This is a genomic window from Kitasatospora sp. NPDC088548 (assembly GCF_044753005.1).
GTDB lineage: Bacteria > Actinomycetota > Actinomycetes > Streptomycetales > Streptomycetaceae > Kitasatospora.
In genome coordinates, this window is sequence record NZ_JBIVMI010000042.1 from 1 (window position 1) to 26,635 (window position 26,635).

A 26,635-nucleotide genomic window follows, 5' to 3' on the forward strand; every position below is an offset into this window, starting at 1 on the left:
GGAAAGCTACCTCGCCGGCCTTCACCTCCGCGGCGCAATGATCTGGATCAAGGACCTCACCCGAACCCATTGATCACGACCGAATACGCGGCCTAGCGGCTGGTGGTGCCGGTGGTGCCGGCGGCCCGGCGGGGCGGCCGGCACCCACCTCGGCGTCAGGGGGTGCGGGTGCGCAGCGCGGGGGCGGGACAGGGCAGCGGGCTGGCCCCGGCGGGGGTGAGGCCATCAAGGACCAGGGCCAGGTACCGGCGCCAGCCGTCCTCGCGGGGCTCCATCGTCCACAGCACCGAGACCAGCATGACGACGATGCGGTGCAGGTCGTCGGGTACCAGGTCGGCGCGGATCACGCCCGCGTGCTGACCGCGCGCCAGGAGAGCGTCGAGGGCGGCGAAGAACTCCTGTCCGGTCGCCGGGGTCAGGACGCCGGCGGCGCGGGCGGCGGCCAGCACGTTGTAGTCGCCGGCCACCGATTCCAGCGCCGCTTCCAGCACGCTGGCCAGTCCGGACGCGGGGTCGGGGGCGTGGGCGGCAGCCTGGATGACGGGACGGACGTGCCCGCCGAAGCGCTCGTCCAGTACGGCCCGCAGGAGCGCGGCCTTGTCGGGGAAGCGGCGAAAGAGCGTGGCGGCGCCGACGCCGGCCCGGCGTGCCACCTCGTCGAGGTGGGCGTCGGGGCCTTGTTCGGTGAAGACCTCCCGGGCAGCCCGGATGATCTTTTCCGCGTTGCGGGCGGCGTCGGCGCGCAGCAGCCGGGGGGAGTCGAGGGCCATCCGGGCAGCCTATCCAAGGGCCGGCGGAACGGCGCCGGACGGCCGGGGATACGGGCTTGCCCCCGGCGGCCTGGCCGCCGCACCCCCTCCGTGGCTCAGGCGTCCAGGTGGGTGGGCGCGAACATCCGCAGCACGGCGGGCAGGACAGCACGTTGGGGCCCGCAACAGCTCGGCCAGCCGGAGCAGTTCGCCGCTGGCTCCGGCGCGGACCATGCCGCCTCCGGCCAGGATCACCGGGCGCTCGGCCTCGGCCGGCAGCACCGCCGCCTCGGCGATCAGCTCCGGGCGGGGGCCGGCGGCCGGGGTTCGGCGCGCAGCCCGGTGACCGGCGGTACGGTCACCGGCGCGAGCCGGACGTCCTGCGGGATCTCCACCCACACCGGCCCGTACGGCGCGCTCAGTGCCGATTCCCAGGCGGCGGCCAGCGCGGAGGGGATCTGCGCGGGGGTGCGTGCGGTGTGTACGGACTTCGCCACGTCGCGGAAGCTGGCCTGCTGGTCGACGAGTTCGTGCAGTGTCGGCGGCGCCCGGGTGAGCGCCCGGGTGCCGGGGCCGGCCACCGTGCCGGCCCCGGCCGACCGTTGACGGAAGGCCAACTCGATGACCGCCACCGCGCTCGCCCAACCCGATCCCGACGACGGCGGCCAGGGCACCGGCCACGTTCCGGACCGGTCGGCGCAGGCCTCGCCCGGCCGGGACAATCAGCCCGCCACCATCCCCGCCGGCACCTCCGCCCCCACCTCCACGCCCCCAACCCCGCAGGGTCGCATTTCCGCTGGTCAGGTGCCCCGGACAAGGGTTTCGGGCCGTGGCGACAACCCTTCTGCCTCCTCCGCTGTCGAAGACAGCGGAGGAGGACGGTGGAAGCGGGGATCGACAGCACCGGTCCGGGGCGCCGTCCTCATGGCGCTCGCCCTGTTCCAGCGAGCCACCGCCCGCGAACTGTGGCCGCTGGTCCCGCCCCACCAGCGCAGCGACAAGTCCATCCGCGACGCCCCGGCCGACCTGAAGACGGTCGGCCGGGTCCGCGAGGAACTGCGCCTGTCCGACGGCCGCAAGCTCTGGTGCCTGACCACGGCCGGACGCCGCGAAGCCGCCACCCTCCTCCCGGCCGGTACCAAGCTCGCCGCGCTGCGCCCGGCGAAGGAGGGCCCGTCGACCGCGTACTCCGAGCACGCCCTGGACGTCGCGGCCGTCGCCGGCCTGCTCGCCAGGGCGGGCATCGGGCACCTGGCCGCGTTCACCGTCATGAAGGCGCACCTCGCGCAGGTGTGAGCCGCAGGGCGGCCGACATCGGTGGCCCCGAAGGCTTTTGCCGAGCGGCTTCACGCGACAGGAACTGTCCGGCGCCGCGTTGGCGCGCCGAGAGGGACCGCCGTCGGCTCACCGGACAAGGGGATGGCCCTGCCGGGGAACGTGGCACAACCCCGGCCCCGATACGCGGCCTGTCGCCCTCGAACGGAACCTGGAACGCTGTCGTGTACGGATCCCGGGGAGGGGGCGCACATGGCGGGTTGGTACCGACGCCGGGCGGAGTTGGCCCGAGTGGGCGGGGAGGTCAGGGCCCAGCTGTTGCTGTTCGATCTCGCCCGCGCGGCCCGGGCCGCCGGCCTGCCGGCCCGGGCCGCTGCGAACATACGGATCACCGCCCGGGTCATCGGCCGCACCAAAGCCTTCGAAGCCGTCGGCAGGGACCTCTACAACGCCCTGCTCGGCCTGTACTCCACGGCGGTCAGCGTCGTGACAATGAAAACCCGGCTCGTGGCGCCCCTTTGGCTCCAGGCGGTACTCTCCGGTCTCGCCGTGGCCGCCGTGCTCATGACAAAGGCCCGGTGGTCGGTCTTCGGTACCGGCCTGCGCCGGCTGGGCGGCACGTGGTCGGTTCCCGCACGTGCCGTCCTCGCCGCCGCCGCCCTCGGCCCCCGCGCAGCCAGCCCGAACCGCAGACGCCGCGCGGCGACCCGAAAGGTCAGCTCCCGCCTCCGCGACCTGGAACGAGCCCTCCTCGCCCGGGAAAGAGGCGTCGGCCGGCCGCGGCGCCACCAGATCCGTACCCACCGCCGACTCGTCGTCGCCGCCCTGCGCCAAGCCGAACTCCGCCTCGACACCCAGCACCGCAACGACCTGCTCGAAACACTGCTGACCATCAGCACCAACCACACCAGGGGCCACTACGCGGCCCTCCTGCCCGCCGAGCAGCTCGAAGGCCTGGAACCCGCCAAGGACCACACCCTGCTGTGGGCCTCGCTGCGCACCGGGGCCGGGGTGGCGGTCGTCACGGCCGCGGTCTGGGCGGGAGAGCGGTTCGGCCTGTCCAACCTGGTCCTGATGCTGGGCGCGCTCGCGGTGTTCAGCCTGGTGTTCCGCAGCCACGCCGAAAGGGTGCCCGACGCCGTCCTGACGAGGCTGTCCGGCTGAAAGGCCAAGCAAGGCCGGAACTCCGGGGGTGGCGCCTTTCTTCGGGCCGGCCGGGCCGACCGCCAGGAACTGCGCGGTGCAGTCTTCCGCGGGCAGGTCCGGGGGCCGCGAGGTCTTGGGGCTCGATGCGGAGAATCCCGTCGCCTCCCCTCCAGAGGCCGTAGCCGTGGTACGGGGGTGTCCTCCACCGCGGCCCCGACGGTCTTGCCGGTGGTGTCGCCGGGGCCGCAGATGCACGTCCGCTCGCCGGGCCACTGGCAGGGCTTGGGGTGGAAGGTCAGTGCCACGGTGCGCCCTTCCGTGGTCCTCGGCGGGGAGGGTTCTTCGTCCGCGGCTTCCCTGGCGGCGGTGGCGCGGCGCAGCACGTCGGGGCTCTCCGGGAGGCGGATCGGCCATTGGCCGCGCCAACGGGGTGGTGCGGCCTGGTCGGGCGGCTCGTTCCGGATCACGATTTCCAGGTCGGGGTGGACAAGGAGCTTCAGGTTGGGGTTCTGCTCTTCATCGACCGCAGCGGGAACTTCGTGACGGCGGGTCCGCTGGAGTCAAGGAATGCCCCCGAGTACTACCTTGCCGGACACTGGACCAAATTTCCCGACCAGACGGAGATTTCCATCGACCTCGCCCGGGCGGCAGTGAAGGAATTCCTGGCATCGGGAGGGCAGCGCCCGACCTGTGTTTCCTGGAAAAACCAGTATCCTGACGATTAGCCGGAAGCAGCCCAGCACCCGCCCCGCTGCCCCCGTTTCCGTCCGGGCGGCTTGCGGGGGGCGGTTTGGCCGTGGAACTTCTCCCGCCCGTCGGTCCAGCTCTGTGCCTGCCGCCCTCGGCCGGTGCCGCAGGCCCGGCCCGTGCACCTGCTACCGGTCGGGCCGTCAGGCCTCGGTCCCGGCCATCCACTGGTGCGGCCGCAGGCCGCCCGGTCCCTGACCCGCCACACCCTGTCTGCGTCCCACCCCGGGCCACCCTCGGCCGAGGCCGCGGGCCCGGCCCCGCATTTCACTGCGGGCCGGGCCGCCAGGTCCCCCATTTCCTCGCTACCCGCCGCTCCGCTGCGCTCGTTGGCCTGCCGTGGCTTGGTGCTCGAGGCGGCTGTCCCCCTGCGCCCGGGGTGGCGGTATGGGTTCAGGGGGTGGTGTGGCCCGGCAGGGGGCCGTAGGCGGTGCACCACTCGCAGTCGCAGGTGGTGAGGGAGTTGGCCTGGCAGTGGGCGGTGGGCCATGCCCGGGAGGTGCACGGGCCGGGGCCGACGGGGGTGCCGTCGTTGGGCAGGGTGCGCCGGCACCAGTCGCATCGGATGGCGGCCGGCACACCGGCCCGGCGCAGTCGTCCAGCCGCTTCGGCGGCGGTGGCGAAGGGGATGGCTTCCCGCGCGGTGACGGGTGCGCCGTTCAGGAGCTGTCTGCTGTGCCACAGGCTCAGACCCGTGACGGCGCGGACCGCCTTGAGGGCCGCAGGCCCGCCGGGCGAGGGGTCGGTCAGCAGGACTGTGAACTGCGGATCCTCCACAGGTCTCTCCTTCGGGTCGGTCGGTGTCGTGCCGCATGCCCAGTCAACAGTCGGCAGGGCAGTGGCTCCAAGGGGATATCGGGGCCTCCGTCCTGCCCCCGCCACCCGGGCCGGTGCCGCAGGCCCGCACCGCGCACCTGCCCGGCACCCCGGCCGCCCGCTGGGTGCGGCCACCGGGCCGGCACACCCACCCGCGGCCGCCAGGCCGCCCGCTTGAAGACCGGGTGGCGGTGCCTGCTGCGCCCCGACCCGGCCCCTGCCCCCTGCCCTTGGCCGGGTTGTGTCTGCTCCCCGCGCTGTGCCGTGGCCCGGGGGTGAAGTCCCTGACAGCTCTTGCATCTTCGTACGGCCGGACGCCCGGGTTCGCGACACCTCCCGCATCCCTGTACGGCCGGGCTGCTCGGGAGCCGCCGCTGCGCCCCGAGGAGGTGGTGCGAGGGTCGGTTCCGGAGTGCGGGTCCCGAGGGGTGGGATGTGGGGACGGTGGGGCTTGTGTACGGCCAGGGAGGGCCGGAGGGTGGCCGCACTGGGTTGTCCCGGAGTCCGTCGGTGGAGTGCCGGCGGGGCTGGGTGAGTTCCTCCGGGGCCGGGGCCCCGGAACGCCTCACCGGGCCGGTACTGCCCGGCAGCGGGGGTGCCGGTGGCGTCCGGGCGGGGTGGCCCGGTGAGCTCCTGGTGATGATTGGCGTGATGCTTTCAGTGGGTTCGGCGTTGCTGGTCACCCGGGGTCGGGTGGTGGTTCCTGCTGTTCAGGGACGTGTTGTGAGCGGGCAGTGGTGAAGGGCCGCGCTGATGTGGTGGTGAAGCACCACACCGAGGTGCGGTGAACCACGGACGCCGATCGTTATCGCGGCTGCCGGGGTCCGGCCGGCAGCGGTGAGGCCCGGGACAGGGATCTTGTGGGCGTCGTATACGGGAAGCGGCAGGTTGATCGGCTCCGGCAGGATGACGCGGTGAACTTCTTCTTCCGTCGTCAGCAGCCTGCCTCGCGGCCTTCCCGGGCGTGGATGTCCTGGAGCGTGTCCGGCTGGCGGTTGCCGGGGCGCGGTCTCGGGACGGAGATGCGTTCGAGGAGTTGATCGCCGCACTGCTGGCGGTCGGCTCGGCCGGGGATCTTGACGACTCGCTTGAGGCGCTGCGCGTGCTGACGGGACGTCCGGCGCTGCTGCTGCGCCTGGACGCCTTCATACGACGGGAGCCGTGGTACTCGACGCGCCCCGCTCCATCACTCACCGAGGCCGACCCGGTCGCCCTTGTCCTGGCGGCCTCGCACGCCGATGGCCGCATCCGTGAGCGCGTGGTGCGGCGGATGCTGCACCAGCCGCATCCCGAGATGATGCCGTTTCTCGTCCTGCGGACCAGCGACTGGGTCCGCCAGGTACGGGAGCCGGCGTGCGCGGCTCTGGCCGTGCTGCTCCACGAGAACCCCCTGCTGGCCACCCCGGCGACCGTGCGTACGGCCCTGCTGACCAACCGGCGCCAGCGCGGCGCCTTCGCCCACGGTCAACTACTCGTGCCGCTGCTGGCCGAGTCGGGCACGGCCCTGTCCGGAAGGCTTCTCACGGCCCCCGACCCGGTGGTGCGTCGCTTCGTCCTCGACACCACCGCGCACCGCCTCAGGTTTCGTGACCTCGTGGCCCTCGCCGAGAGCGACCCCGGCCGGCAGGTCAGGGCCCGGGCCGCCGAGGCCGCCGCCCGGCAGGCGGTGTGGACCGACCAGGTCGAGCCGCTGCGCCGCCTGGCCCGCAGCCGCCACGCCGAGGTACGGATCACCGCCCTCACAGGGCTGATGCGCACCGGATCCCCGCAGAACGTGGTGCCGTACCTCGACGACCCGTCCGCACTGATCCGGGCCCTGGCCCGGGAGGCGGCACGCCGCACCGGTACGGATCCACTGGTCCACTACCGCGCGGCGGTCCAGGCTGCCGAGCCGCGGGCCGGGGCGGTCGGAGGGCTCGCCGAGACCGGCAGTCGGGCCGACGGCCCACTGCTCACCGCCCTGCTGGACAACCCGGCTCCTCAGGTCCGCGTCCACGCGCTGCGCGCGCTGCGGAGCCTCGACGTGGTGCCCGTGCCCCGGGTCACGGTGCTGCTGCGGGACGGCTCCACCGCAGTGGTCAAGGAGGCCTCCGCCACGCTCGCCCCCAATGCCACCCAGCTGCCCGCGGACCTGCTGTGGGACATGCTCACGGACCCGCGGCGGCCGGCTGTCCGACGAGCCGGCTACCGGTTGCTGACCCGGCACGACCACCTCACCGCGCTGCGCGCCGCCCTCGTCGTGAGCGGCGACACCCACCCCCGACTCGCTGCCCGGGGCAAGACCGACGCCACCACCCAGATCCGCAACCTGGTCCCGCACCCCTGGCGTACCCGCCCGGTCCCGTCCCTCGGCGCCAGCCCCGCACAGGCCGCCGAACTGCTCGCTCTGGCGGAGCAGCGGTGTACCGAGCTCACCGAGGGCGTGATCCAACTGCTGCGTGACGCGCTTCGTCCGGTGTCCGGCAGCCGGTAGCCAAGTCACAGGCAGGCGCACCTCAGCCGCCCGGACCCTACGAAGTACCAGGGTCGGTGTGCGGCTCGCCCGTGTTCGGCGTGTGGCTTCACCGGGTTCGGCGCAGGCGTTCTGACTGTTGACCACGCCGTCCCCGATGCCGCGCAGCTCACGGTCCGCGTGGAGCGCTGGCAGAACGGGCACCGCACCGGGGTCGTTCACCAGCGGTGACACGACGGTCCCGCCGTTCGTTCGGGACAGAAGCCGTGGCGTTGGCCAGCCCGGCCGCGTCGGCTCACCCGGTCATCAGCATCCGCTCCATTATTGGGTGCGGGCTGAGCAGCCGGCCTCCTCGGGGCACGGGGAGGACGTCGGTCGCGCAAACCTGGCGCACCAACGTACGGCTGTGGTCCTCAGTGTCGCGCCGGTACGTCTACCTGGCGCTGTGGGTGCCGAACGGCCTGATCGTCGGGGTGGAGTCGCTCTACGTCCCCTACTCGCCCGGCGACGCGAGCCTGCTGTTCGCCTTCGGGGCGGCCGGAATGCTGGTCGGGGACGCCGTCGTGGGCCGCTTCCTGCCCACCCGGTGGCGCAACCGGTCGGCCGTCCCGCTGTGCGTCCTGCTCGCCGCACCGTACCCGCTCTTCGTGTTCGACCCGGGACTGCCCATCGCCTTGGTCCTGGGTCACGGCAGCCACCTTCGGGTACGGGGCGGGGCTGCTGCTGCAGGACCGGCTGATGGCGCTGACACCGAACGAGCTGAGCGGGCAGGCGCTGGGCCTGCACAGCTCCGGGATGCTCACCATGCAGGGTGTCGGCGCGGTGATGGCCGGCTCGGTGGCCGAGCTGACCTCGCCGGCCACAGACATGGTGGCGACCCTGCTGCTGGCGCCCGGGCTGCGCGGAGGTCCGGCGGCGGACGGGGCCGCGGCCGCGGAGGAGGAAGAGGCCCTCCCCACATCGAAGTAGGCCCCGTGGTGAAGCCCCACGGCAGGCCCGGGCCCGGTGGTGACCGGCGCCTGCTGTGCCCGGTGGACCGCTACCTGTACGCCCGTTGACCCAACGGGCCCGAAGAACGCGGACGCCCCCGGCCGGAACGGCCGGGGGCGTCCGCGTTCAGGCGCGGAACAGGGTAGTCGCGGGGACGACTACGGCAGCGGGACCTGTGCGGTGCCGACTACTTGACCGCGCGCAGCGCGTCGACGATGCCGAAGCCGTAGAAGCCGTTGATGCGCTTGCCGCCCGCACAGGCGGCGTCCACGATGCCGTCGCCGTTCCCGCCGTGCGGGTCGGCCGGGCACCCCGGGTTGTCCGCCTGGGCCTTGAGCAGTGCCTGCAACTGGGCCGGGGTCGCGTCCGGGTGGGCGGACTTCAGGAGCGCGGCCACACCGGAGGCGTGGGGAGTGGCCATGGACGTGCCCTGGAGGTAGCCGTACTGGTTGTTCGGCAGCGTCGACAGGATGCCGCCTTCCCCGGACGGTGTGTCCGAGGCCTGGTACTGGTCGCCGCCCGGCGCCGCGACGTCGATCACGCCGAGGCCGTAGCTGGAGTAGTACGACTTCGCGCTCCTGGCGCCGGTCGCGCTGACCGTGACGACGCCCGGCAGTTGTGCGGGCAGCTCCCAGCACCTGTGCGGGTCGACCGTCCGGTTCGCCGGGGTGGAGTCGTTGGGGCTGACACCGTCGGTGAAGGCCTTGGAAGCCAGGTCGTGGTCGGAGTTGCCGGCCCCGGCGACATTGAGGATGCCCTTGCGCTGCGCGTAGAGCTGGGCGCGGTTGACCGCCTCGACGATGGCCTCCTGGTCGGGGTCGTCCAGGCAGTTGTACTGCCACGGGTCCACGTAGTAGCTGTTGTTGGTGATCTGCACACCGTGGTCGGCGGCGAACACGAAGGCGCAGACGACGCTTTCGGCGTAGATCAGCTGGCGCGGGGTGGGCTGGGAGACCGTGATGCCGGAGACCCTCACACCGGGTGCCACGCCCGCGACGCCGATGCCGTTGCGGGCCGCGGCTATCGTGCCCGCCACGTGCGTGCCGTGGAAGTGGATCGCGTCCACCGGCCGCCAGGAGCCGTACGTGGTATCGGCCTTGCCGCTGACGCAGTTCGCGGACTGCGACGGGGAGAAGTTCGCAGCGAGGTCCGGGTGGGTGTCGTCGACGCCGGTGTCTATCACGGCGACCGTGACGTCCCTGCTGCCCGGGTTGATCCTCGCGGCCTTGTCCGCGCCGATCGCCCGCAGGTCCCACTGCTCGGCTTCGAGGGGTTCGGCGCCGTCGCCGGACGCTTTCCCGATCCTCGCGGCCTCGGCCTCGGAGAGGTACCGCACCGCACCCTCGTCGGTCGTCCCCGCCGCGCTGAGCGGCGCGGTCCGCGTGGTACCTGCCGACTCCACGCCGCGCACCGCGCGCAGCCGCCTGCCGAAGTCGGGGTTCGCCGAGTGGACGACGATGACGCCGATCCCGTCGTACGTGACGACGATGGTGCCGCCGGCGGCGGTGATGGCCCGCTGCACCTCTGCGATCGTGCGACGGTCGGTCTTGGTGTTGACGACGTACGCCAGGGTGTGCGCGTCCTCGGCCCGCGCGGCGGACGGTATTCGGGGCGTCGCCGAGGCCGACGCGGGGAGGAATCCGAGCGAGGCGGTCAGCGACAGCACGATCGGTACGACCAGGCCGAGCCGGAGTAAGGAACGTCGTCGAGCCATGTGGTCTCCACATCATCCGGGTGCAGGACCCGCCCGACAGCAGAGTGCCGGCCAGGCAGGTGCATGACGGGTGGTACAGGGGTGAAGCTATCCCGCCACCTCGTCAACCAGCAATGACTCGCAATGACTTGACCAGACCTGCGGCGAAGGTGAGGGTGGCACTGCGGCCGAAGCCTGGACCTGTCGGAGCAGTGCGGACCCTTTGCCGCTGAGGAACCGCCAGGCAAGGCTCGGCTGGTGACTGGGCCATGGTCAGGACCACGGGTCGTCGCAGTACGTGGACCGCACCCGCGCCGCGGCCCTCGCGCCGCGCGGCCCGCCAGGCCCGGCCCGCCAGGCCCGTGGTGCGTCGCGGCCGGTTGTGACCGGAGCCCCTGCCACCGGCCGGGCGGCCAGGTCTGTTCAGGGCTGTTGCCGGGTGAGGCGTTGTTCGATGGCGGTGTACCGGTTGTGCCGCTGGTTCGGGGGTGGGGGGCTGTGCCAGTCGATTTCGTACAGGACGTCGCCGGGGCGGCCGCCGCGCAGCGGCACGGTGGCGGCGATGCGCCCGTGGTGGGAGGGGAGGACCGCGTACTCGACCGCGGCTCCGACGGTCTTGCCGGTGGCGTCGCCGGGGGCACAGATGCACGTCCGCTCCCCGGGCGACCCGCAGCGCTCGGGGTGGCCGGTCAGTGCCGTGGTGCGTCCTTCCGTGGCGGGCGGCGGGGAGGGTTCTTCGGCTACGGCCTTTCTGGCGGCCGTGGTGCGGCGCAGTGCGTCGAGGTCCTCCGGGAGCGGGAGCGTCCATAGACCGTTCCAGCGGGGTACGGCCTGGTCGGGCGGCTCGACGACCTCACCGAGCGCGTCCTGCCCCAGCTGCCGCCCGGCTACGACCTGCTGTTCGGACGCCCGGCCACAGGCGAACGACCCTGACCACCCTCGCGCCGCCGCCAGCCCGCGGCCGGCCAGCACCCGGAAGGCTCCACGGTCATGACCCGGTACCGCCTCCTCCTCCAGCACGTCCGCACCCTCGGCCGCTACACGTCCGACGAGGAAGCCGAACGCGTCCTGTATGCCGTCCTGACAGCCCTCGGCAGCCAGCTCACGGGCGAGGAACGCTGCGACCTCGCCGCAACCCTGCCCGAGCGCGCCCGCGCCGCCTTCGCCAACCAGATCCCGCTGCCCCAGCCCGTTGCCGCCCCGGCCTTCGTCGAAGCCGGCGCCCGCGCCCTGAACACCAGCCTCACCGGCGCCCGCTGGGACGTCTCCTTCGTCCTGGCCGCCCTCGCCGGCCTGGCCGGCGACCACCTGACCGACCGGCTCCTCGCCGACCTGCCTCGCGGTTACGCGCTCCTGTTCGGCCGCGCCGACCTCGCCATCGCGGCTTGACCCGGGACCGGGTACGGGCCTTCAGCGGCACCGTGCGCGAGCTCACCCACCGGGCGGGCACCTGCTCCCCTCGCCCCGGCCGGACGGGGCGAGCGCGCATCCGCAGCGGTCACGACGTCCGGCGTGGGATCGACCTGCACGCCCGGTCGGCAAGGGTCAGTGCTGCCTGCGGTTGTCGGATGGGCGGGCGGTGTCGAGGGCGTCGCGCAGGGCGTACAGGTCGGCGATGGTGGCCACCTCGGCGAAGCGGGCCAGCAGCCGGCGGACGGTGCGGTCGTCACCGTCGTGCACGGCCTCGGTGATCGCCTCGATCAAGGCCGCCTGCCCGTCCCGGACCGTCTCCGGTGCCACGGGCGCCGGGTGTCCCACTGCCGCCTCCCTGCGCGGTGTCGCTCGCTGTTTCGGGGCGCGCGGCGGCGGCTCGGGGGGTTGCCGCCGCCGCGCAGCGGAAGACTACCTCCCTTCTCGCATCCGCAAAATCTGTGTGCGCCGGAGTAGACATTGATCGTGGGCTGGTCTAGCGTTTCTCTCGTAGACAGCAGTCGGCGATACCGGCCAGACACGAACTGGCCGGGGTTGTTGGACAGAGTTCGCGGTTCGGTCCAGCAGTGGAGTTCCGAAGCCAGGCAGGTGCAGGACGGCGACGGGACTGGCTGCCGGAACAGGTGGGCCACCACGGCCACCGACAGGAAGTCGCAGTTCAGCAGGTGCAGTACCAGCAGTACGAAAGTGACAGTGCAGTCCAGAGGATGAATGGAGGGCGCAAGCGCCATCAGGATCGCCCGGCCCGTGAACACTCGCCCGGGCGGACACCGCAGACCCCAACGCAAGGACGGTGGTTTCCGGTCACGCATACGCGATCCCCACACACCCCCTCCCCCGGGGCAGTGCGGAACCCAAGGACCGGCCCAGGCCGGTAGATGGTGTTGTTCCCCTTCGGGGCCCCGGAGCCGACACGGCGCCGGGGCCCCTCAACGCGTTCTCCCAGAACCAGAGAGGTGCAGTGACTACAACGACCAGCCCCGACACACCCGACAAACTCGACGACGACGACTACCCCGCCTACACCATGGGCCGTGCCGCCGAGATGACCGCCACCACCCCCGGCTTCCTACGAGCCCTCGGCGAACACCGCCTCATCACCCCACTGCGCTCCGACGGCGGCCACCGCCGCTACTCCCGCTACCAACTACGGATCGCGATGCGCGCCCGCGACCTCGTCGACCAGGGCACCCCCATCGAGGCCGCCTGCCGCATCGTCATCCTCGAAGACCAACTCGAAGAAGCCCTGCGCCTCAACGAGCAACTCCGCCGCTCCCAGCACGGCCAGGAACCCACCGCGGACACCTGACCGGACCGGCAACCTGGCCTACAGCCGCGGGCGGAGCCCATGGACAGATTCTGCAGGCTCCGTCGCGCGTCCGGTGCCGCGGCGACCGGCACACGCGTTTCCCCGTGAGTTCCTGCCGCTGCGCCGAGGCTTGAATGGCCTCTGATCGGCGCATCTCGTGAGTCCGGCGGGAATCGTCCGGTTCGTCCGCTGAGGCGTCGAGCCGGTGTTCCCGGTCGGGGCTTCGTCTATGAGGGAGGCCCGACCGGCGTTGACCTGCCGACTTCGTCGGTGTACGGGATTCGCGGGGGTGTCCCGGGAATCCCGTACACCGCCCGCTACGCCCACTCCACGCCGTGTTCGGCGAGCTGCGCGAGCTGTCCCGGGGACAGCTTCGCCCGCCTCGCCTTGGCGTTGTTCAAGAATGAACCCAGCGCCACCTGGTGCACCACGACCTCTTCCTCGCCGCCGGGGCTGGCCTCCACGGTCTCCAACGGCTAGAGGGGCCGCGCATGCCGTTCCCGCGCCACGAACTGGGCGAGCACCGCCAGGCACTGGGTGAACCGGTCTGTGCGGGAGACCTTCGGCTTTGCCTCGGCAGCCGCCTTCGCGGCCACCAGCTCGGGGTCCTCCTCGACCCTGATCGCCGCCAGCAGGTTTCGCTGATCGGCCTCCAGGCGGTTCGGCCGTGTGACCGTGCGGGAAGCCGGCTGCTGACCCGACCGCGGTGGTGGAGGTGTTGTCGGCGCGGTCGGCAGGGCGTCCCGTGCCCCGCCGGCCTTCAGGTCCTGTTCGGCCCCACCCCCGGTCGGCTTTCTCGGCCTCCGGGTTGAGGAGGCGGTTCAGGCCCACCGGCTGAGGCCCCGGCATTCGTCTGCGTGTGGCCGACCGGGCCGGTTCACCGAAGGCTTTTTTGCAGATTGCAGATGGGCCGTCACCGGTGCTGCGGTGACGGCCCATCGCGGGTGATGCTCATACGGTCGGGCCGACCAGACCTGTCAGGGCCCGGTGTGCGCGTCGGGTGGTGCGCTCGGCGCGGCTCTTGAGCCGGAGCGCGCGCGCGAGGCGGTGCTTCTCGGCCTCCCGCAGACGCTCGTCGATCGTCGCCCGCGCCACCTCGAGGTGGTAGGTCATGGTGCTCCCCCTGTCCGCGGGTGATCCGTCGGCATCACCGCGATGCCGACCCTTCGGACCACCCTCTGCGCTTCAGAGTCTACACCCAAATACGAGACAAGGCCTTGCATTTAACGTTCTGTTCAAGAAATTGCCTGCTTATCGAAGGCTTTGATGTCGATTGGCTCCCAGGTTCCGCGTGACGGCGATTCGGCGCCCGGATCCCTGCCCAGGCCGCCGCTCCGCTCGCCGGTCCTGGCGGTCCGGTGCCGCTCGGCGACCGTCGTCCTCCTGGCCGTCCCGGTCGGGCGGCCCGGGACGGATCGGGTCGGGGCTTCGTGGGGTGGTTGCCCCCGGGCAATGGTGTGGGGGCGGGCAGCCCGGTCAGCCTACGAGAGGCGCTTCGCCGGGTGCTTTCGTCACCGGCCGTTGGTGACGGAACCTCGCTTTGAGCTGCTCTGGCCTTCTTGGAGTCCCTGATGTCTGGGTTTGTTGCGATCCAGGCGTAAGGAGAACCACGAGCAGTGCCCGCACCACGCAAGTACCCCGATGAACTCCGCGAGCGCGCCGTGCGCGAGGTCCGCTCGACCGGCCGCCCCGTCGCCCATGTGGCCCGCGACCTCGGCATCCACCAGGAGGCCCTCAGGTCCTGGGTCTGTCAGGCCGAGGTCGACGCCGGAGAGCGGGACGACCGCCTCACCACCGTCGAGCGCGACGAGCTGAAGGAACTCCGCAGGGAAGTCGCCGAGTTGAGGCGGGCCAATGAGATCCTGAAGGCCGCCAGCGTGTTTTTTGCCCAGGAGATCGGCCGTCCCCGGACGAGGCCGAGCAGGTGATCGACCACCTGCGCGACGGCTTCGGGGTCGATCCCGTCTGCCGGGTGCTGGAGCTGTCGCCGTCGACGTACTTCGCGCGCAAGCAGCGACCGAAGTCGGCCCGCCGGCTCCGCGGCGAAGAACTGATTCCGCTGGTCACGGCGGTGTGGGAGGAATCCGGCCGTACCTACGGGGCCCGCCGGATCACCCGCGCCCCGTTCCGCGCCGGCCACCAGGTCGCGCGGTGCACCGTCGAGCGGCTGATGCGCGAGCTCGGTATCGAGGGCGTGATCCGCGGACAGCGCCGCCGCACCACCGTCCCGGAGCCGGCCGCGCCGCGTCCGCCGGACCTGGTCAACCGCCGGTTCACCGCCCAGCGCCCGAACCAGCTGTGGCTGGCCGACCTGACCTATGTGCGGACCTGGCAGGGCTGGGTCTACGTGGCGTTCGTCCTGGACGCGTACTCCCGCCGGATCGTGGGCTGGCAGGCCGCCACCCACATGCGGACCGACCTGCCGCTGAACGCACTGGAGATGGCGCTGTGGCGTCAGAAGATCAAGAAGGACGCCGACCTCATTCACCACAGCGACCGCGGGTCGCAATACGTATCCATTCGCTACACGGAGCGATTGGCCGAGGTCGGCGCCTCGGCGCCGGTCGGGTCCGTCGCGGACTCGTACGACAACGCGATGGCCGAGGCCCTGAACGGCACGTTCAAGGCCGAACTGATCGAGCATCAGGAGCCGTGGCGGGACTTCGACCAGGTCGAGCGGGCCGTCTTCCCGTGGGTCGCGTGGTACAACAGCGAGCGCCTCCACTCCGCCCTCGGCTACGTCCCGCCCGACGAGTACGAGCAGGCGTACTGGACGGGACTGGAGCAACATCCGCAAGTCGCTTGATCACACGATCGCGGACTCCACGAAACTCGGGGCAGCTCACCGGGGTGCTTCGGGGTGGTCCGGGCCGCCGGACGCGGTTCGGGCGGTCGGGAGAATTCGATCGCCGGTCTTCTCCCGGAGTGCTGCTTCCAGCCGGTCGCAGGCCTCGGTCTGGGCGGTAATCCGTTCGTTGAGGACCGCCAGCCGTTCCAGCGCGACCCGCAGGCCCTTGTCCGAGGGCGGTGCGGCAGCCACATCGCCGTCCAGGCATGGCAGGAACACGCGCACGTCGTCCAGGGTGAGCCCGGCGGCCAGCAGGTAGCGGATGTTACGAACCCGCACCACGGCCCGCTCGTCGTAGATGCGGTAGCCGTTGGGGGCCCGCTCCGAGGAGATCAGTCCGGCCTGCTCGTAGTGCCGCAGCGCACGGGCGGATGTCCCGGTCGCCTTGGCCAGTTCACCGATCCGCACCCATCCCACCTCCCGGGCCACTCCTATCACGCCACGACTGCCCCGCCGTCGACTGGGAGTACCACTCCGGTGACGAACGATGCGGCCGGTGCGGCAAGCTGGGTGACCGCCCAGGCCACCTCCTCGGGTCGGCCGATCCGGCCCAGTGGGGTGTGTGCCAGCTGCCACTCCCGCACTGCGACCATCCGCTCCGGCGTCAGGCCCTGGTGCTCACCGATGGGAGTGTCGATCGCGCCGGGGGCAACCGCCGCCACCCGGATCCCGCGGGGTGCCAACTCGACCGCCCAGCTGCGGGTCAGCAGCTCCAGGGCGGTCTTGGTCGCCGCGTAGACCGAGCTGCCGGGCCAGGCCCGCTGCCCCACCGACGTACTGACATTGACGATCACCCCGCTCGACGTCTCCAGGGGTGGCAGCGCGGCCTGGGTCAGCAGGATAGGGGCCACGAGGTTGGTGGCAAGCTGAACCGCGATCATCTCTGGCGTCAGCGTGCCGAGAGCGCCGCTGCGCACTATGCCGGCGTTGTTGACCAGCACGTCCAGCCGGCGTGTGTCTTGAGCACGGCCTGGATGATCCGGTCGGGCTCGCCCTCGGCGGTGATGTCGGCGGCCAGCGGCATGATCCGGTCGTGCCCAGCAGCGGTCTCCTTGAGCGGCTTGGCCCGCCGCCCGATCGCGACCACGTGGGCACCCTCGGAGGCGAAGGCACGGGCGGTGGCCCGGCCGATCCCTGTGCCTGCTCCGGTGACGGCGACGACCCTGCTGCTCTGCGATGCGGTGCTGTTCATGCCGGTCATCGTGCAACCCTGCCGCCAGCGGCAAGGTCAAGCAGCTGTGGTCAGCGTTTACCGGGGTGGGAGCGTCCGGACCTTGGCGTGTGAGGCGGACTCCAACTGCTGCCGAAGCATGGAGATCTCGTTGCGCTGGGCCGTGAGGCGGGACAGAGCCGTGGTCTGGAACTGCTTCAAGGCGTTGAGCTCGGCGTTCTTCCTGCTGAGGCGTTCGCGCAGTGTCGCGACCTCGGTATTGAGCCGTTCGATCTGGGCAAGCCGAGGGGCCGGTTGTCGCCCGGCCTGCTGGGCGGCGGTCCGCTGGCTGTCGAACTCGGCCTTCAGGTTCGGGTAGGTGCGGTAAAGCGTCGCCCGCGGCACTCTGGCGAGGGCGCACAGGCTCTTGACGTCGCACTTCAGGCCCTCAGGGACGGGCCCGACGAGGAGTTGCTGCATCGCCGCCCGGATCCGGTCCTCGGCTTCGGTCTGGTGTTCATGCGCCATGGACGGGCTCCCCGTCGGCGTGTCCGGCGCTGTCCATCTCGGCGACGACGCGGGTGGCGCGGTCGAACGCGGCCTGGGCTCGGGCCCGTTCGGGCTTGGAGAGTCTGGGGTTGCCGAGAAAGACGGCCTGGGTGTTGTCCGCGTGGTCGGCCCAGATCTGCCGGTGCTGGGGGTGATGGGTGGCCTGCGGGCAGCGGGCCGAGTCACACATCCCCATGAGGGGCTCGTCGGCGTCCGGGGTGCCGGCGAGTTTCAGGCACAATGCCTTGCCCGGATCGGAGAACCAGCAGTAGTTGCCGACACCGAGGTGCAGGGTCTTCGCCTTCGCTTTGAGGACATGCTCGACGCGCCGGTCGTCGATGACGGTGACCGGCCCGGCGTCGTGCCGCTTCAGGGCCTGGTCGACGTCCTTGAAGGCGTCGATGAGGTCGCGGGCGCCTTGGCCGCTGGGCAGGATGCCACGCTGGTAGTCCTCGTAGGCGGCGACGGTCAGCCGCAGGTGTTCGGCTTCTTCCTCGGCGGCGACTTCGGCGGCGAAGGTGGCCTGGTGTCCGCCGGGGCGGGCTAACGGTGGAGTCGGGTATTGGAACTGCTGGAATGCCTTCACGGTGGAAGCCTACGAACATGGCCAAACCGGACCGGAAGAGTGGCTCCGATTCGGCCGCGTCCGGAGCGTTCGGCAAGGGAGTGTCTCGAAGTACGGTGACGACCTGCAGCCGCAAGATGGCTATCCCTGTCACAGGCAGCGCGTCGACCGGGTTCAGGATCCCGAGGTGTTGACCGAGACCATTCTCGCGAACAGCACTGTGGCCTGGGGGGCTGGCATCGGCTTTGTCCGGTGGGCTACGTTGTGCAGCCATGACTACCGGGACGGCATTGCGCCACACACGGATTGGTGACCCGGTGCTCTTCTGAGCGCCGTACGGGCCGGTGCTGGCCCGCTGTTGGATCGAGGATCTTGCGCTGCTGCGCGGGCTCCGCCTCCGTCGTGTTGATCACAGGCTCGACACGTCAACCACGACAGGAGAATTCATGCCCACCAAGATGCTGCAGATTCCCACCGCGGATGGCCAGGCCGACGCGTTCGCCGCCTTCCCCGACGGAGGCGGGCGACACCCGGGGGTGCTGATGTACGCGGACGGCTTCGGCATCCGGCCTGTGCTGCGGGAGATGGCCCGCGAACTGGCCGGGCACGGGTACTACGTGCTCGTCCCCAACCTCTTCTACCGGCACGGCCCGGCACCGGTGATCGAACTTCCCGAGCACATCGGAGAAGAGGCCCGGCCCGCGATCTTCGCCCAGCTGATGCCCTTGATCGAGGCGCACACCCCCGAACGTGTCCTGAGCGACGCCGACGCCTACCTCAGGTTCCTCACCACCCAGCCCGAGGTCTGCGCCGGACCGGTCGCGGTAACCGGTTACTGCATAGGCGGCCTCCTAGCGATGCGCACCGCCGCGGCCCACCCCGGCCAAGTGGCCGCCGTCGCCGGATTCCACGGCCCCGTGGGCGCCGACGGGCCCGACCTCCTCTCCAAGCTCACCGCCCAGGTCCACCTCGGCCACGCCGAAACCGACATGACACCCGAGGCCCTCGGCGAGCTCAACCAGGCCCTGGATGCCTCAGGTGTCAGCTACACCTCCGAGATCTACCCCGGCACCATTCACGGCTTCACCATGTCCGACACTGATGCCTTCAACCCCGCCGCACTGCAGCGCCACTGGGACCGCCTGCTGCCCCTTCTCGGCCGCACCCTGACCAACGGCTGAGGCTCCGACCCGGAAATCAAGCCCGAAGTACACATCTCCGGAGGGGTCTGTACGGTCATCGGTCTCGCGGGGAACGGTAGAACCGGGAGGCGGTTCGTTCGTTCTCAAGCTCTGGACTTGCCCTGGCCGCTGCTCGTGCCCGGCCCGCTCGTCCTGCTGTCCCGGCCTGCGGGTCAGGGGCCGGGTTCTCTGCCGGGCCCGGGCCGGGGGGTTGCGTCATCGGCTGCTGGTGACGCAACCCTGCCCCGGCTGCCAGGGGCCCAGCCGGGCTGCCGCCGTGGGCGTTCCCGGGGGCGTCTGGGGGCGCTCTCGGGAGCGTTCCGGGGTGTGACCTCGTTCAGCGGTCGGAGTGGGAATCGGCGTGTTTTCGGGGTTTCCGGCCCCCGCACCCTGATTGGTCCAACCACTCACCAGCGGCTGACGGGCCGGGCCGGGGACGCTTCGGTGTTCCGGATCTGGTCACTGAGAGTGTTCGCGTCACTGTCGGCGGAAAATCGTCGGAGGGCCCCGGATATGGCTCCCGGCGGCCGGAGAGCCGTCCCGGGCCCCGACCGAATTGACGGGCCGTCGGAACGCCTTCCGGATCGCGCCGGAATTTCGCGACGGATTCGCCGGGAATAACCCATGGAAAGTGACGGTTCGGATGCGCGGAGAATGCCATCGCCACCGGCCGGGAGCGCCGCCGGCTTTGCCGGTGCGAGGGGCGGACGGGAGCCCGGGCCGCTCCCGTCCCGGACCCCTGCCGGTTCTGCTGCCCGCCGCTGCTCCTGCCTTGCTCTGGCCGCCGCCGTCGCTGCGGCCGTCCCGGCCCGCCGCCCCGCCCACTACCCTCGTGACTTGACGAGCGCACTACGAGTCGAGGGCGAGCGGGCAGTGGCGTACGGTGCCAGGGTTTCCGCCGTTCACGGTGCAGGCGTTCCTTCCTCCTCCGCCGTCGATGGTGCCCGCGTTGCCGACCGTCCGGGTAGTGCTGTTCCCGCTGCCGCGGGCGGCGGTGACGGTGTCGTCGCCCGGACCGCCGTTGAAGGTCCCGGCGGACACGTTCCCGGTACCCCCGGGGCCCTGGGGACCGTCTCCGGCGTCGCCGGTCCCGCCTGGTCCTCCGGGACCGCCGGTGATGCTCGTCTCAGCGCCGAGGGCGCTCTGTGTGGAGAGGCGGCCGGAGTTGCCCGGCCCGCCCCGGCCGCCAGGCCCGCCGGGTCGTGAACATCCCAACTCTCTGGGATGGAAATGTCATTCGTGCGCGAGGAAGAATCCTGCGACGAGCCAGGCACGCACAGTCATGGGCCTGGCCGTCGGACCATCAGGAGGATCCCTGTGGAAGCTGTCCCGCGGCGTCACCTTCGTCGGAGTCTGGGCGTATTGGCCACCCTGACCGTCACGCTCGCCGGGCTCAGCGGCTTCGCCGCGGGTGCGGCACACGCCGACCCACTGCCCCGGCCGCCGTCCGACACCTGCAACCCGAACCTGGAGACGATCTGGCAGGACGTCGCCACCGCCCGGGTCACCCCCACGATCACGCACTGGACCGGCATCTCCATCGCGCCCGGCACCACCGGCAGTTCCACGGAGACGCTCTCCGAGGTCGACAGCGTCAGCACCACCTACAACACCTCGGTGGAGATCACCGCGCAGGCGAGCGTCCTGTTCGCCAAGGTCTCGGCCAAGGTCGGTTTTTCGGTGCAGAAGACCAAGGCCAGCACCAGCAGTTGGTCGCGGACGGTCACCATGAACTTCAACCGCCCCGGTGAATACGGGCTGTTCAAGGGCACCCACAAGGTCGAGGGCGAGTTCGTCCGCTACCAGTGCGCCCGGACCGGCGCGAACACCGGTGTCTGGGTGAACACCATGACCGGTGGCACGGGGGCCTACGTGACGTTCGACGTCGAGATCCAGGGCACCATCGCCTGCGACAGCCCCGTCGTCCCCGGCAGCGTCCAGGAGCTGGCCCGGCGCGGGCTGACGTGCGCGTGAGTGCGGCCGGCCGCCCCACCCGCGTCCTCGCCGCACTGGTGCTCGCCTTCGCCGGCGTTCCGTTGCTGTTCGCCGCCCCGCAGGCCTCGGCGGCCAGTTCCCTGCCGGGCCCGTACGGCACGGTGTGCGACCCGACCCCGGTCCGGTTCCAGAGCCCCTACACCGACTGGGGCAAGCCAGCGGACCCCCGGGGCAGCTTCCCGCGGCCCATAAGGAACTACGGTCCGACCTATCTCTCCACCCACCCCTATAAGACCTTCGACCCGGACCGGCCGTTCCGTCGATACCAGGCCGAACTGCTGACCGACGACTGGGGAGGACGCACCTACTGGAACATCTGCCGGGGTGAGGGGCCGTCCGTCTACCTCACCACCTGGCCCGACTCCGAGTGCCTGACCGTCTCCGATCCGGTGAGGTACCCCAACCTGGACGTCACCGTCAACGGGTGTGTCGAGAACCAGAGTCAGGGACTCAAGTTCCGTATCCACACCAACGACGCGGGCTGGTCGGTGATTCAGGACGAGCGCTGGGGCTACTACCTGGACGCCGTTCGGACCACCTACCAGGACAAGGTCTACGGGACAGTGTGGATCTACACCCTCAAGCTGTCCGCCGACAACGCCCTGGCGGTCCGGATCGTCTGAGCCGCCCTGCGGGCGGCCCGGGCGTGCCGGACGGCCAGGGCGAGTTGCTCGCCGTCCAGCGCCTCCAGCCCGGCGGTAGCCAGTTCCGGGTTGATGCCCTCCAGCAGCTCCCTGGCCTCCTCGCGCAGCTGCGGGGCCTGCCCGCACAGCGCGGCGCCGGCCCCGCGGCGACGATCGACGCGGCCTGCCGAAGCCTGGGCCTGTCCACGATCCGCACCCGCTGGGAGGAGTTCGCGGCCCAGTCCCTGCGCGAACAGACGTCCTACGCGGACTTCCTGGCCGAACTGCTGGAGAGCGAGTGCGAGGACCGCGACGAACGGCGCAAGCAGCGCCGGGTCAAGGAAGCCGGCTTCCCGCGCAACAAGCGCATCGAGGACTTCGACTTCGCGAAGAACACGAACGTCCCGCAGGAAGTCATCAACACGCTCGCCCAGCCCGGCTGGGTCCAGGCCGGGAACCCGCTCTGCCTGATCGGCGACTCCGGCACGGGCAAGTCCCACCTGCTGATCGGTTTGGGCACCGCGATCGCCTAGGCCGGTGGCCGCGTCCGCTACACCACCGCCGCGAACCTGGTGAACGAGCTCGCCGAGGCCGCCAGCGACAAGCAGCTCGGCCGAACCATCAAGAAATACTGGCGAGTTGACCTGCTCTGTCTGGACCTATGCCGAGACCGCGACAATGCCGAAGCTGTGTGCGCTGTTCCGCTCTTTCGTGGGGTTTCTACTGTTCATGGCTCTGCATAGTTTCCGTGCCGGGCAGCCTCGTGAGCGAGGGGGCAGGGTGCTCCCGCGAGGGGGCGGCGATGCCGTTCGGGAGTACGCGTCGGAAGGCGGGTGTCCTGACCGCGCAGGTCGAGGGCTACCAGGCTTGGCTGGCGGAGCGCGGGTACACGACCTTGACCGCCAGGAACATGCTCAAGGATCTGGGGCAGGTCGGTCTGTGGCTTTCGGGGCAGGGCCTCGATGTTGCCGATCTGGACGAGGGGCGACTGAACCAGCACCTTGCCGACCTGCGGAAGTCGGGTCGTCGCCGGGTGGCCGGGCCGCGCGGCATGGTCCCGATGCTGACGTTCCTGCGTGAGGCCGGGGTGGTGCCCGCGCCACAGGTGCCACCGTCGCCGGCGGAGGTTCTGCTGGAGCGCTACCGGTGCTGGATGGAAACCGAGCGTGGCCTGTCGGCGTCGACGATGCTGCGCTACGGGAACACTGCCCGGCGCTTCCTGGCCGAACAGGCGGTGACCGACGGCCAGTTCACGCCGGACAGCCTGACCGGGGCGGACCTGAACGCGTTCCTGCTGCGGGAGTGCGCCAGGGTCTCGGCGGGCTCGGCGAAGGGACGGGTGGCCGAACTGCGCTCGCTGATGCGGTTCCTTCACCTGCAAGGCGTCACCCCGATGAAGCTCGGCGGCGCGGTGCCTCCAGTGGGCGGCTGGCGCTTCGCCTCCGTGCCACCGACAATGGCAGCCGGCGACGTTCAGCGACTGCTGGACCATACTCCCCGCCAAGGGACGGTCGGCCTCCGCGACTACGCGATCCTGATGCTGGTGGCCAGGCTCGGACTGCGCTCGATCGAGGTGGCCCGGCTGCTGCTGGACGACATCGACTGGCGCTGCGGCGAGATCGTCGTCCGCGGCAAGGGACGCCGTGAGGACCGGCTCCCGCTCCCGGCCGACGTCGGCGAGGCCCTGGTCGCATACTTGACCGGCCCAGGACCTCGCCTGGATGCCCGCCATGTCTTCCTGACCTGCAAGGCTCCGCACGGTCCGATCCGGGCGGACCTGGTGGGCGACGTCGTGGAACGAGCGTGCCGGCGGGCCGGCACTCTCAAGGTCGGGCCGCACCGACTGCGTCATGCCCTGGCCGCCGACATGCTCCGCCACGGCGCCGGGCTCACGGCGATCGGACAGGTGCTCCGGCATCAGGACCTGGCCACGACCGCGCTCTACGCGAAGGTCGACTTCATCGCACTACGCGCGGTCGCACAGCCCTGGCCCGGGACGGAGGCGGCATGACCGATCTTCGCCAAGCGGTCGACGACTACCTGCGGCTTCGCCGTTCGCTGGGGCACCAGATGGCCGAAGCGGCCTATCTGCTGCCGGACTTCGTGAGTTTCATGGACGACCGCGGCGAACAGACCGTGACCGTCGCCGCCGCGCTGGACTGGATGCGGACCCGCGAGCCCGAGGTGATCACGACGGTCAGCCCTCGACGGATTACCACCGTCCGCGGGTTCGCCCGCTACCTGAGCGGGATTGACCCGGCGACCGAGGTGCCGCCACTGGGACTGGTGTCCTACAACCGGCGCCGGGGGCAGATCTTCCTCTACTCCGACGCCGACATCGCAGCGATCATGACGGCGGCCAAAGAGACGATCCCGCAGCCACTGCGGGCGGCCACCTATCACACGCTGATCGGGCTGCTGGCCGCGTCCGGCCTGCGCATTGGCGAGGCAATCAAGCTGGACCGCAACGACATCGACTGGACCGAGGGTGTGCTGCACATCCGCGAGTCCAAGTTCGGCAAGTCCAGACTGGTCCCGCTGCAGGACAGCACCACGGACGCACTGCGCGAGTACGACAGGCTGCGCGAAGACCTGATGCCCAGGGTCAAGGACCCCGCGTTCTTCATCTCCCTCACCGCGAAGCGGCTGATCTACGCCTGCGTGCATCCGGTGTTCCGGGACCTGGTCGACACCGCCGGCGTCGGCCTCGACGCCCCGCACAGACCTCGGCTGCACGAGCTGCGACACACCTTCGCCGTTCGAACTCTCCTGCACTGGTATCGCACCGAGAGCAATATCCAGGCGAAGATCCCGTCACTGTCGACCTATCTGGGACACCGCGAACCAGCCTGCACCTACTGGTACCTGTCGGCCGCCCCGGAACTGCTCGCCCTGGCCGCCGCCCGCCGCGACGGAGTCCGGAAGGCGGCCCGCCCATGACCCTGATCGCACCCACCTTGCAGGCATTCTTCACCGAACGCCTCGCCCGCCAGCGCCAGGCCAGCCCCCGCACCATCGCCGCCTACCGCGACGCGCTCCGCCTCCTGATCGGCTTCGTCCGCCAGCGGACCGGGACCGCTCCAGCGAAGTTGGACTGGAACGACCTGAACGCGGACGTGATCTCCGCGTTCCTCAACCATCTGGAGGACGAGCGCGGCAACAGTACCCGAACCCGCAACGTCCGCCTGACCGCGATCCGCTCCCTGTTCTCCTACGCCGCCCTGCAGCATCCCGAACACGCCCTGCTCATCCAGCGGGTCCTGGACATCCCACCGAAGCGGTTCGACAAGAGGACCGTCACGTTCCTGACCGCCAGCGAGGTCGACGCGCTGCTGGCGGCACCGGATCCGAAACGGTGGGAAGGACGACGGGACAAGGCCATGCTGGCCCTGGCCGTCCAGACCGGCCTGCGCGTCTCCGAACTCACCAGCCTGAACTGCGACGACATCACCCTGGGCGAGGGCGCCGCCGTCCGCTGCGAGGGCAAGGGACGCAAACAACGCACGGTTCCCCTCGACCGTCCCGTCCAGAATCTGCTGGGTGCCTGGCTGAACGAGCGCGCCGGACGCCGCAGCGACCCCCTGTTCTGCACCCGCGCCGGACGGCGCCTCAGCCGCGACGCCGTCGCCCAACGCCTGAGCATCCACACCAAGACCGCGGCACGAGCCTGCCCGTCCCTGCTGGACAAGAGCATCCACCCGCACGTCCTGCGGCACAGTTGCGCAATGTCGCTGCTGCAGGCCGGCGTCGACACCACGGTCATCGCGCTCTGGCTCGGCCACGCCGGCGTTCGCTCCACTGACGCCTACGTCCACGCCGACATGACCATCAAGGAACAGGCGCTGGCCCTCACCGCACCGGTCACCGCCCGGCCGGGCCGCTACCGGCCCACCGACAAGGTCCTCGCGTTCCTCGACCGCCTGTGACACCGATCAGCTGCACCCCAGGATGAAAGCCCGACGCCCGCTGTCAGTCCTCCCACGGCCACCGGCTGAAGTGCCACCATCGACCGCGCGGTGAAACGGTGTGTCTCAAGGCCGGATGATCGAGAATTCTGCTGTCCAAACGTCCGACGATACGGGCGAGCTCGCGCGCGGACTTCGAAGGCAAGGCATGCATGACGATCCCCCTCTCTGTCAGCCTTGGGTGAGACATCCCGCTTTGTCGGATTGGCCAGGTCGCGCCAACCCGTCTAGACAACATGATCCCCGTCGCGCCTGACCGTCATGTGCAGGGCACCACAGCACTCCTCCACGCCGCACCCGGACCAAGCGAGACGAACCTCATGGGGCGTCGCCGTGGCATGCAACGGCCCGTCCGGGCCCAACAGATACCGGGGGCCTACTCCCAGGTTCCGGGAGCCTCCCACGCCACCGGGGACTACCTCGGCCAGAAGATCCCTGCCATTGACGATCGGGAGGACCTCCGCGCCGCCCTCGTCGGGCGGTGGGCACACGATGTTCAGACTGAGAAGGGCCGGTCTCATGGTCATCGGCCAATGATTGCGGAGCCGGTTCGCAACTGTCATGTGAATTCGCGTGGCCTCCGCTCCGGACGTCATGTGGATCAATGCTCATGCGCGCAGTGTGCTGCTGATCAGTGACAAGCAGGGAACCCGAGGACTACTGCCTGAGTGGCGGACAACGGACAGAGCTGGTGGACCTACATAAGTTCACCGCCCGTCCGAGGTGTTGGCTCCCGGAGATCGCCGACTGGGTCACCTTTCTCTGGGCCAGGCGCGTGTTGTGTGGTGAGCAAAGGGACGTCGATGCAGCTCAGCAGCAGGAGTGACGATGCTAGTGCGTGCAACAGGTGTTGCGTCATCACCCGCCGGAGTGAGCCATGCGTGAGCCTGGGCCTGTCCTGTGGTTCTCGGCGGCGGTGAACGCGACGGTGGCCCTCGATCGCATGAAGGCCTGTCTCTGCCCATAGTCGCCGCAGCGGAACATCTATGGCCGTTTTCGTACCCAGGAACAGTCTGTGAATGGCTGGTGGCGGGGCCAGCACGGCGTACTCATCCAAGTCAGCACACGATGTCAGGTGTCGCTGCCAGAATCCGCGCCGGCCGACGACCGTTGCCGGACCCGTTCAACCGCCAGGGCAGCAGCGGCCGGTG

The 26,635-nt window shown here is 70.7% G+C and carries 24 protein-coding genes and 4 pseudogenes; 15 read left to right on the plus strand and 13 right to left on the minus strand.

Annotated features, from left to right (window positions below):
• Positions 1–155 precede the first annotated feature (155 nt).
• Both ACIP82_RS35135 and ACIP82_RS35140 read right to left on the minus strand, forming a co-directional pair.
• The gene (locus ACIP82_RS35135) at positions 156–770 is read right to left on the minus strand and encodes a TetR/AcrR family transcriptional regulator (RefSeq protein WP_400659417.1); all 615 of its coding nucleotides are present in this window, start codon (positions 768–770) and stop codon (positions 156–158) included.
• A 153-nt stretch (positions 771–923) separates the two neighbouring features.
• Positions 924–1,285, minus strand: a pseudogene (locus ACIP82_RS35140) (thiamine pyrophosphate-binding protein); the annotation flags it as partial.
• A gap of 388 nt (positions 1,286–1,673) precedes the next feature.
• Here ACIP82_RS35140 and ACIP82_RS35145 point away from each other — a divergent pair.
• From ACIP82_RS35145 to ACIP82_RS35155, 3 genes are all read left to right on the plus strand, one after another.
• A complete protein-coding gene (locus ACIP82_RS35145) occupies positions 1,674–2,045 on the plus strand; it encodes a hypothetical protein (RefSeq protein ID WP_400659419.1) in 372 nt (123 codons plus the stop codon).
• A gap of 231 nt (positions 2,046–2,276) precedes the next feature.
• Positions 2,277–3,188 carry a hypothetical protein gene (locus ACIP82_RS35150; RefSeq protein ID WP_400659421.1) on the plus strand — a complete coding sequence of 304 codons (912 nt, stop codon included), beginning with the start codon at positions 2,277–2,279 and terminating at the stop codon, positions 3,186–3,188.
• Between the two features lie 269 nt (positions 3,189–3,457).
• Positions 3,458–3,895, plus strand: coding sequence for an Imm1 family immunity protein (locus ACIP82_RS35155; protein WP_400659423.1), 438 nt, complete (start codon positions 3,458–3,460; stop codon positions 3,893–3,895).
• A 415-nt stretch (positions 3,896–4,310) separates the two neighbouring features.
• Here ACIP82_RS35155 and ACIP82_RS35160 read toward each other — a convergent pair whose 3' ends face one another.
• Positions 4,311–4,694 carry a ribosomal protein L7/L12 gene (locus ACIP82_RS35160; protein WP_400659425.1) on the minus strand — a complete coding sequence of 128 codons (384 nt, stop codon included), beginning with the start codon at positions 4,692–4,694 and terminating at the stop codon, positions 4,311–4,313.
• 1,075 nt (positions 4,695–5,769) lie between these two features.
• On the opposite strand from ACIP82_RS35160, the gene ACIP82_RS35165 reads away from it, so the two are divergent.
• Together ACIP82_RS35165 and ACIP82_RS35170 are read left to right on the plus strand one after the other, a co-directional pair.
• Entirely contained in the window at positions 5,770–7,206 is a 1,437-nt protein-coding gene (locus tag ACIP82_RS35165; RefSeq protein ID WP_400659427.1) for a HEAT repeat domain-containing protein, read from the plus strand.
• Positions 7,207–7,517: 311 nt separating this feature from the next.
• A pseudogene (locus ACIP82_RS35170) lies at positions 7,518–8,154 on the plus strand (MFS transporter); the annotation flags it as partial.
• Positions 8,155–8,362: 208 nt separating this feature from the next.
• Here ACIP82_RS35170 and ACIP82_RS35175 read toward each other — a convergent pair.
• Together ACIP82_RS35175 and ACIP82_RS35180 are read right to left on the minus strand one after the other, a co-directional pair.
• On the minus strand, positions 8,363–9,889 hold the full coding sequence (locus tag ACIP82_RS35175; protein WP_400659429.1) for a S8 family serine peptidase: 1,527 nt from the start codon (positions 9,887–9,889) through the stop codon (positions 8,363–8,365).
• 402 nt (positions 9,890–10,291) lie between these two features.
• On the minus strand, positions 10,292–10,840 hold the full coding sequence (locus tag ACIP82_RS35180) for a hypothetical protein (RefSeq protein WP_400659431.1): 549 nt from the start codon (positions 10,838–10,840) through the stop codon (positions 10,292–10,294).
• A gap of 18 nt (positions 10,841–10,858) precedes the next feature.
• On the opposite strand from ACIP82_RS35180, the gene ACIP82_RS35185 reads away from it, so the two are divergent.
• Positions 10,859–11,257 carry a DUF2267 domain-containing protein gene (locus tag ACIP82_RS35185; protein WP_400659433.1) on the plus strand — a complete coding sequence of 133 codons (399 nt, stop codon included), beginning with the start codon at positions 10,859–10,861 and terminating at the stop codon, positions 11,255–11,257.
• 156 nt (positions 11,258–11,413) lie between these two features.
• On the opposite strand, the gene ACIP82_RS35190 is transcribed toward ACIP82_RS35185, so the two are convergent.
• Positions 11,414–11,608, minus strand: coding sequence for a hypothetical protein (locus tag ACIP82_RS35190; protein ID WP_400659435.1), 195 nt, complete (start codon positions 11,606–11,608; stop codon positions 11,414–11,416).
• A gap of 718 nt (positions 11,609–12,326) precedes the next feature.
• On the opposite strand from ACIP82_RS35190, the gene ACIP82_RS35195 reads away from it, so the two are divergent.
• Positions 12,327–12,608: a MerR family transcriptional regulator gene (locus ACIP82_RS35195; RefSeq protein WP_400659509.1), complete on the plus strand. Its 282-nt coding sequence runs from the start codon at positions 12,327–12,329 to the stop codon at positions 12,606–12,608.
• Positions 12,609–12,925: 317 nt separating this feature from the next.
• On the opposite strand, the gene ACIP82_RS35200 is transcribed toward ACIP82_RS35195, so the two are convergent.
• Both ACIP82_RS35200 and ACIP82_RS35205 read right to left on the minus strand, forming a co-directional pair.
• Positions 12,926–13,081, minus strand: a complete 156-nt coding sequence (locus tag ACIP82_RS35200) for a hypothetical protein (protein ID WP_400659437.1) — start codon at positions 13,079–13,081, stop codon at positions 12,926–12,928.
• Between the two features lie 478 nt (positions 13,082–13,559).
• A complete protein-coding gene (locus ACIP82_RS35205; RefSeq protein WP_400659439.1) occupies positions 13,560–13,721 on the minus strand; it encodes a hypothetical protein in 162 nt (53 codons plus the stop codon).
• Positions 13,722–14,224: 503 nt separating this feature from the next.
• Between ACIP82_RS35205 and ACIP82_RS35210 the strand changes: the two genes are divergently transcribed.
• Positions 14,225–15,414, plus strand: a protein-coding gene (locus ACIP82_RS35210) for an IS3 family transposase (protein WP_400659441.1) whose coding sequence is annotated in 2 segments (ribosomal slippage) — positions 14,225–14,489 and positions 14,489–15,414 — 1,191 coding nt in all. Because the reading frame shifts where the segments join, the coding sequence is not laid out codon by codon here.
• Positions 15,415–15,450: 36 nt separating this feature from the next.
• Here the strand turns inward: ACIP82_RS35210 and ACIP82_RS35215 are convergent.
• From ACIP82_RS35215 to ACIP82_RS35230, 4 genes and pseudogenes are all read right to left on the minus strand, one after another.
• Positions 15,451–15,864: a MerR family transcriptional regulator gene (locus ACIP82_RS35215; protein ID WP_400659444.1), complete on the minus strand. Its 414-nt coding sequence runs from the start codon at positions 15,862–15,864 to the stop codon at positions 15,451–15,453.
• Between the two features lie 26 nt (positions 15,865–15,890).
• Positions 15,891–16,657 (minus strand): annotated as a pseudogene (locus tag ACIP82_RS35220) (SDR family NAD(P)-dependent oxidoreductase).
• Positions 16,658–16,705: 48 nt separating this feature from the next.
• Entirely contained in the window at positions 16,706–17,134 is a 429-nt protein-coding gene (locus ACIP82_RS35225; protein WP_400659447.1) for a hypothetical protein, read from the minus strand.
• Positions 17,124–17,741, minus strand: coding sequence for a hypothetical protein (locus tag ACIP82_RS35230; protein WP_400659449.1), 618 nt, complete (start codon positions 17,739–17,741; stop codon positions 17,124–17,126). Before ACIP82_RS35230 ends, ACIP82_RS35225 begins: the two co-directional genes overlap by 11 nt.
• 425 nt (positions 17,742–18,166) lie before the next feature.
• Between ACIP82_RS35230 and ACIP82_RS35235 the strand changes: the two genes are divergently transcribed.
• Positions 18,167–18,901 (plus strand): dienelactone hydrolase family protein, encoded by a 735-nt coding sequence (locus tag ACIP82_RS35235; RefSeq protein ID WP_400659451.1) that lies wholly within the window; start codon positions 18,167–18,169, stop codon positions 18,899–18,901.
• 849 nt (positions 18,902–19,750) lie between these two features.
• On the opposite strand, the gene ACIP82_RS35240 is transcribed toward ACIP82_RS35235, so the two are convergent.
• Entirely contained in the window at positions 19,751–19,942 is a 192-nt protein-coding gene (locus ACIP82_RS35240) for a hypothetical protein (protein WP_400659454.1), read from the minus strand.
• 321 nt (positions 19,943–20,263) lie between these two features.
• On the opposite strand from ACIP82_RS35240, the gene ACIP82_RS35245 reads away from it, so the two are divergent.
• The 6 genes and pseudogenes from ACIP82_RS35245 (at position 20,264) to ACIP82_RS35270 (ending at position 25,445) form a co-directional block, all read left to right on the plus strand.
• The gene (locus ACIP82_RS35245; protein WP_400659457.1) at positions 20,264–20,875 is read left to right on the plus strand and encodes a hypothetical protein; all 612 of its coding nucleotides are present in this window, start codon (positions 20,264–20,266) and stop codon (positions 20,873–20,875) included.
• Entirely contained in the window at positions 20,872–21,519 is a 648-nt protein-coding gene (locus tag ACIP82_RS35250) for a hypothetical protein (RefSeq protein ID WP_400659459.1), read from the plus strand. The genes ACIP82_RS35245 and ACIP82_RS35250 overlap by 4 nt, the downstream gene beginning before the upstream one ends.
• 23 nt (positions 21,520–21,542) lie before the next feature.
• A pseudogene (locus ACIP82_RS35255) lies at positions 21,543–22,262 on the plus strand (ATP-binding protein).
• 5 nt (positions 22,263–22,267) lie between these two features.
• The gene (locus ACIP82_RS35260) at positions 22,268–23,530 is read left to right on the plus strand and encodes a tyrosine-type recombinase/integrase (protein ID WP_400659461.1); all 1,263 of its coding nucleotides are present in this window, start codon (positions 22,268–22,270) and stop codon (positions 23,528–23,530) included.
• Positions 23,527–24,459, plus strand: a complete 933-nt coding sequence (locus ACIP82_RS35265; protein ID WP_400659464.1) for a tyrosine-type recombinase/integrase — start codon at positions 23,527–23,529, stop codon at positions 24,457–24,459. The genes ACIP82_RS35260 and ACIP82_RS35265 overlap by 4 nt, the downstream gene beginning before the upstream one ends.
• Entirely contained in the window at positions 24,456–25,445 is a 990-nt protein-coding gene (locus ACIP82_RS35270) for a tyrosine-type recombinase/integrase (RefSeq protein ID WP_400659466.1), read from the plus strand. Before ACIP82_RS35265 ends, ACIP82_RS35270 begins: the two co-directional genes overlap by 4 nt.
• Positions 25,446–26,635: the final 1,190 nt, after the last annotated feature.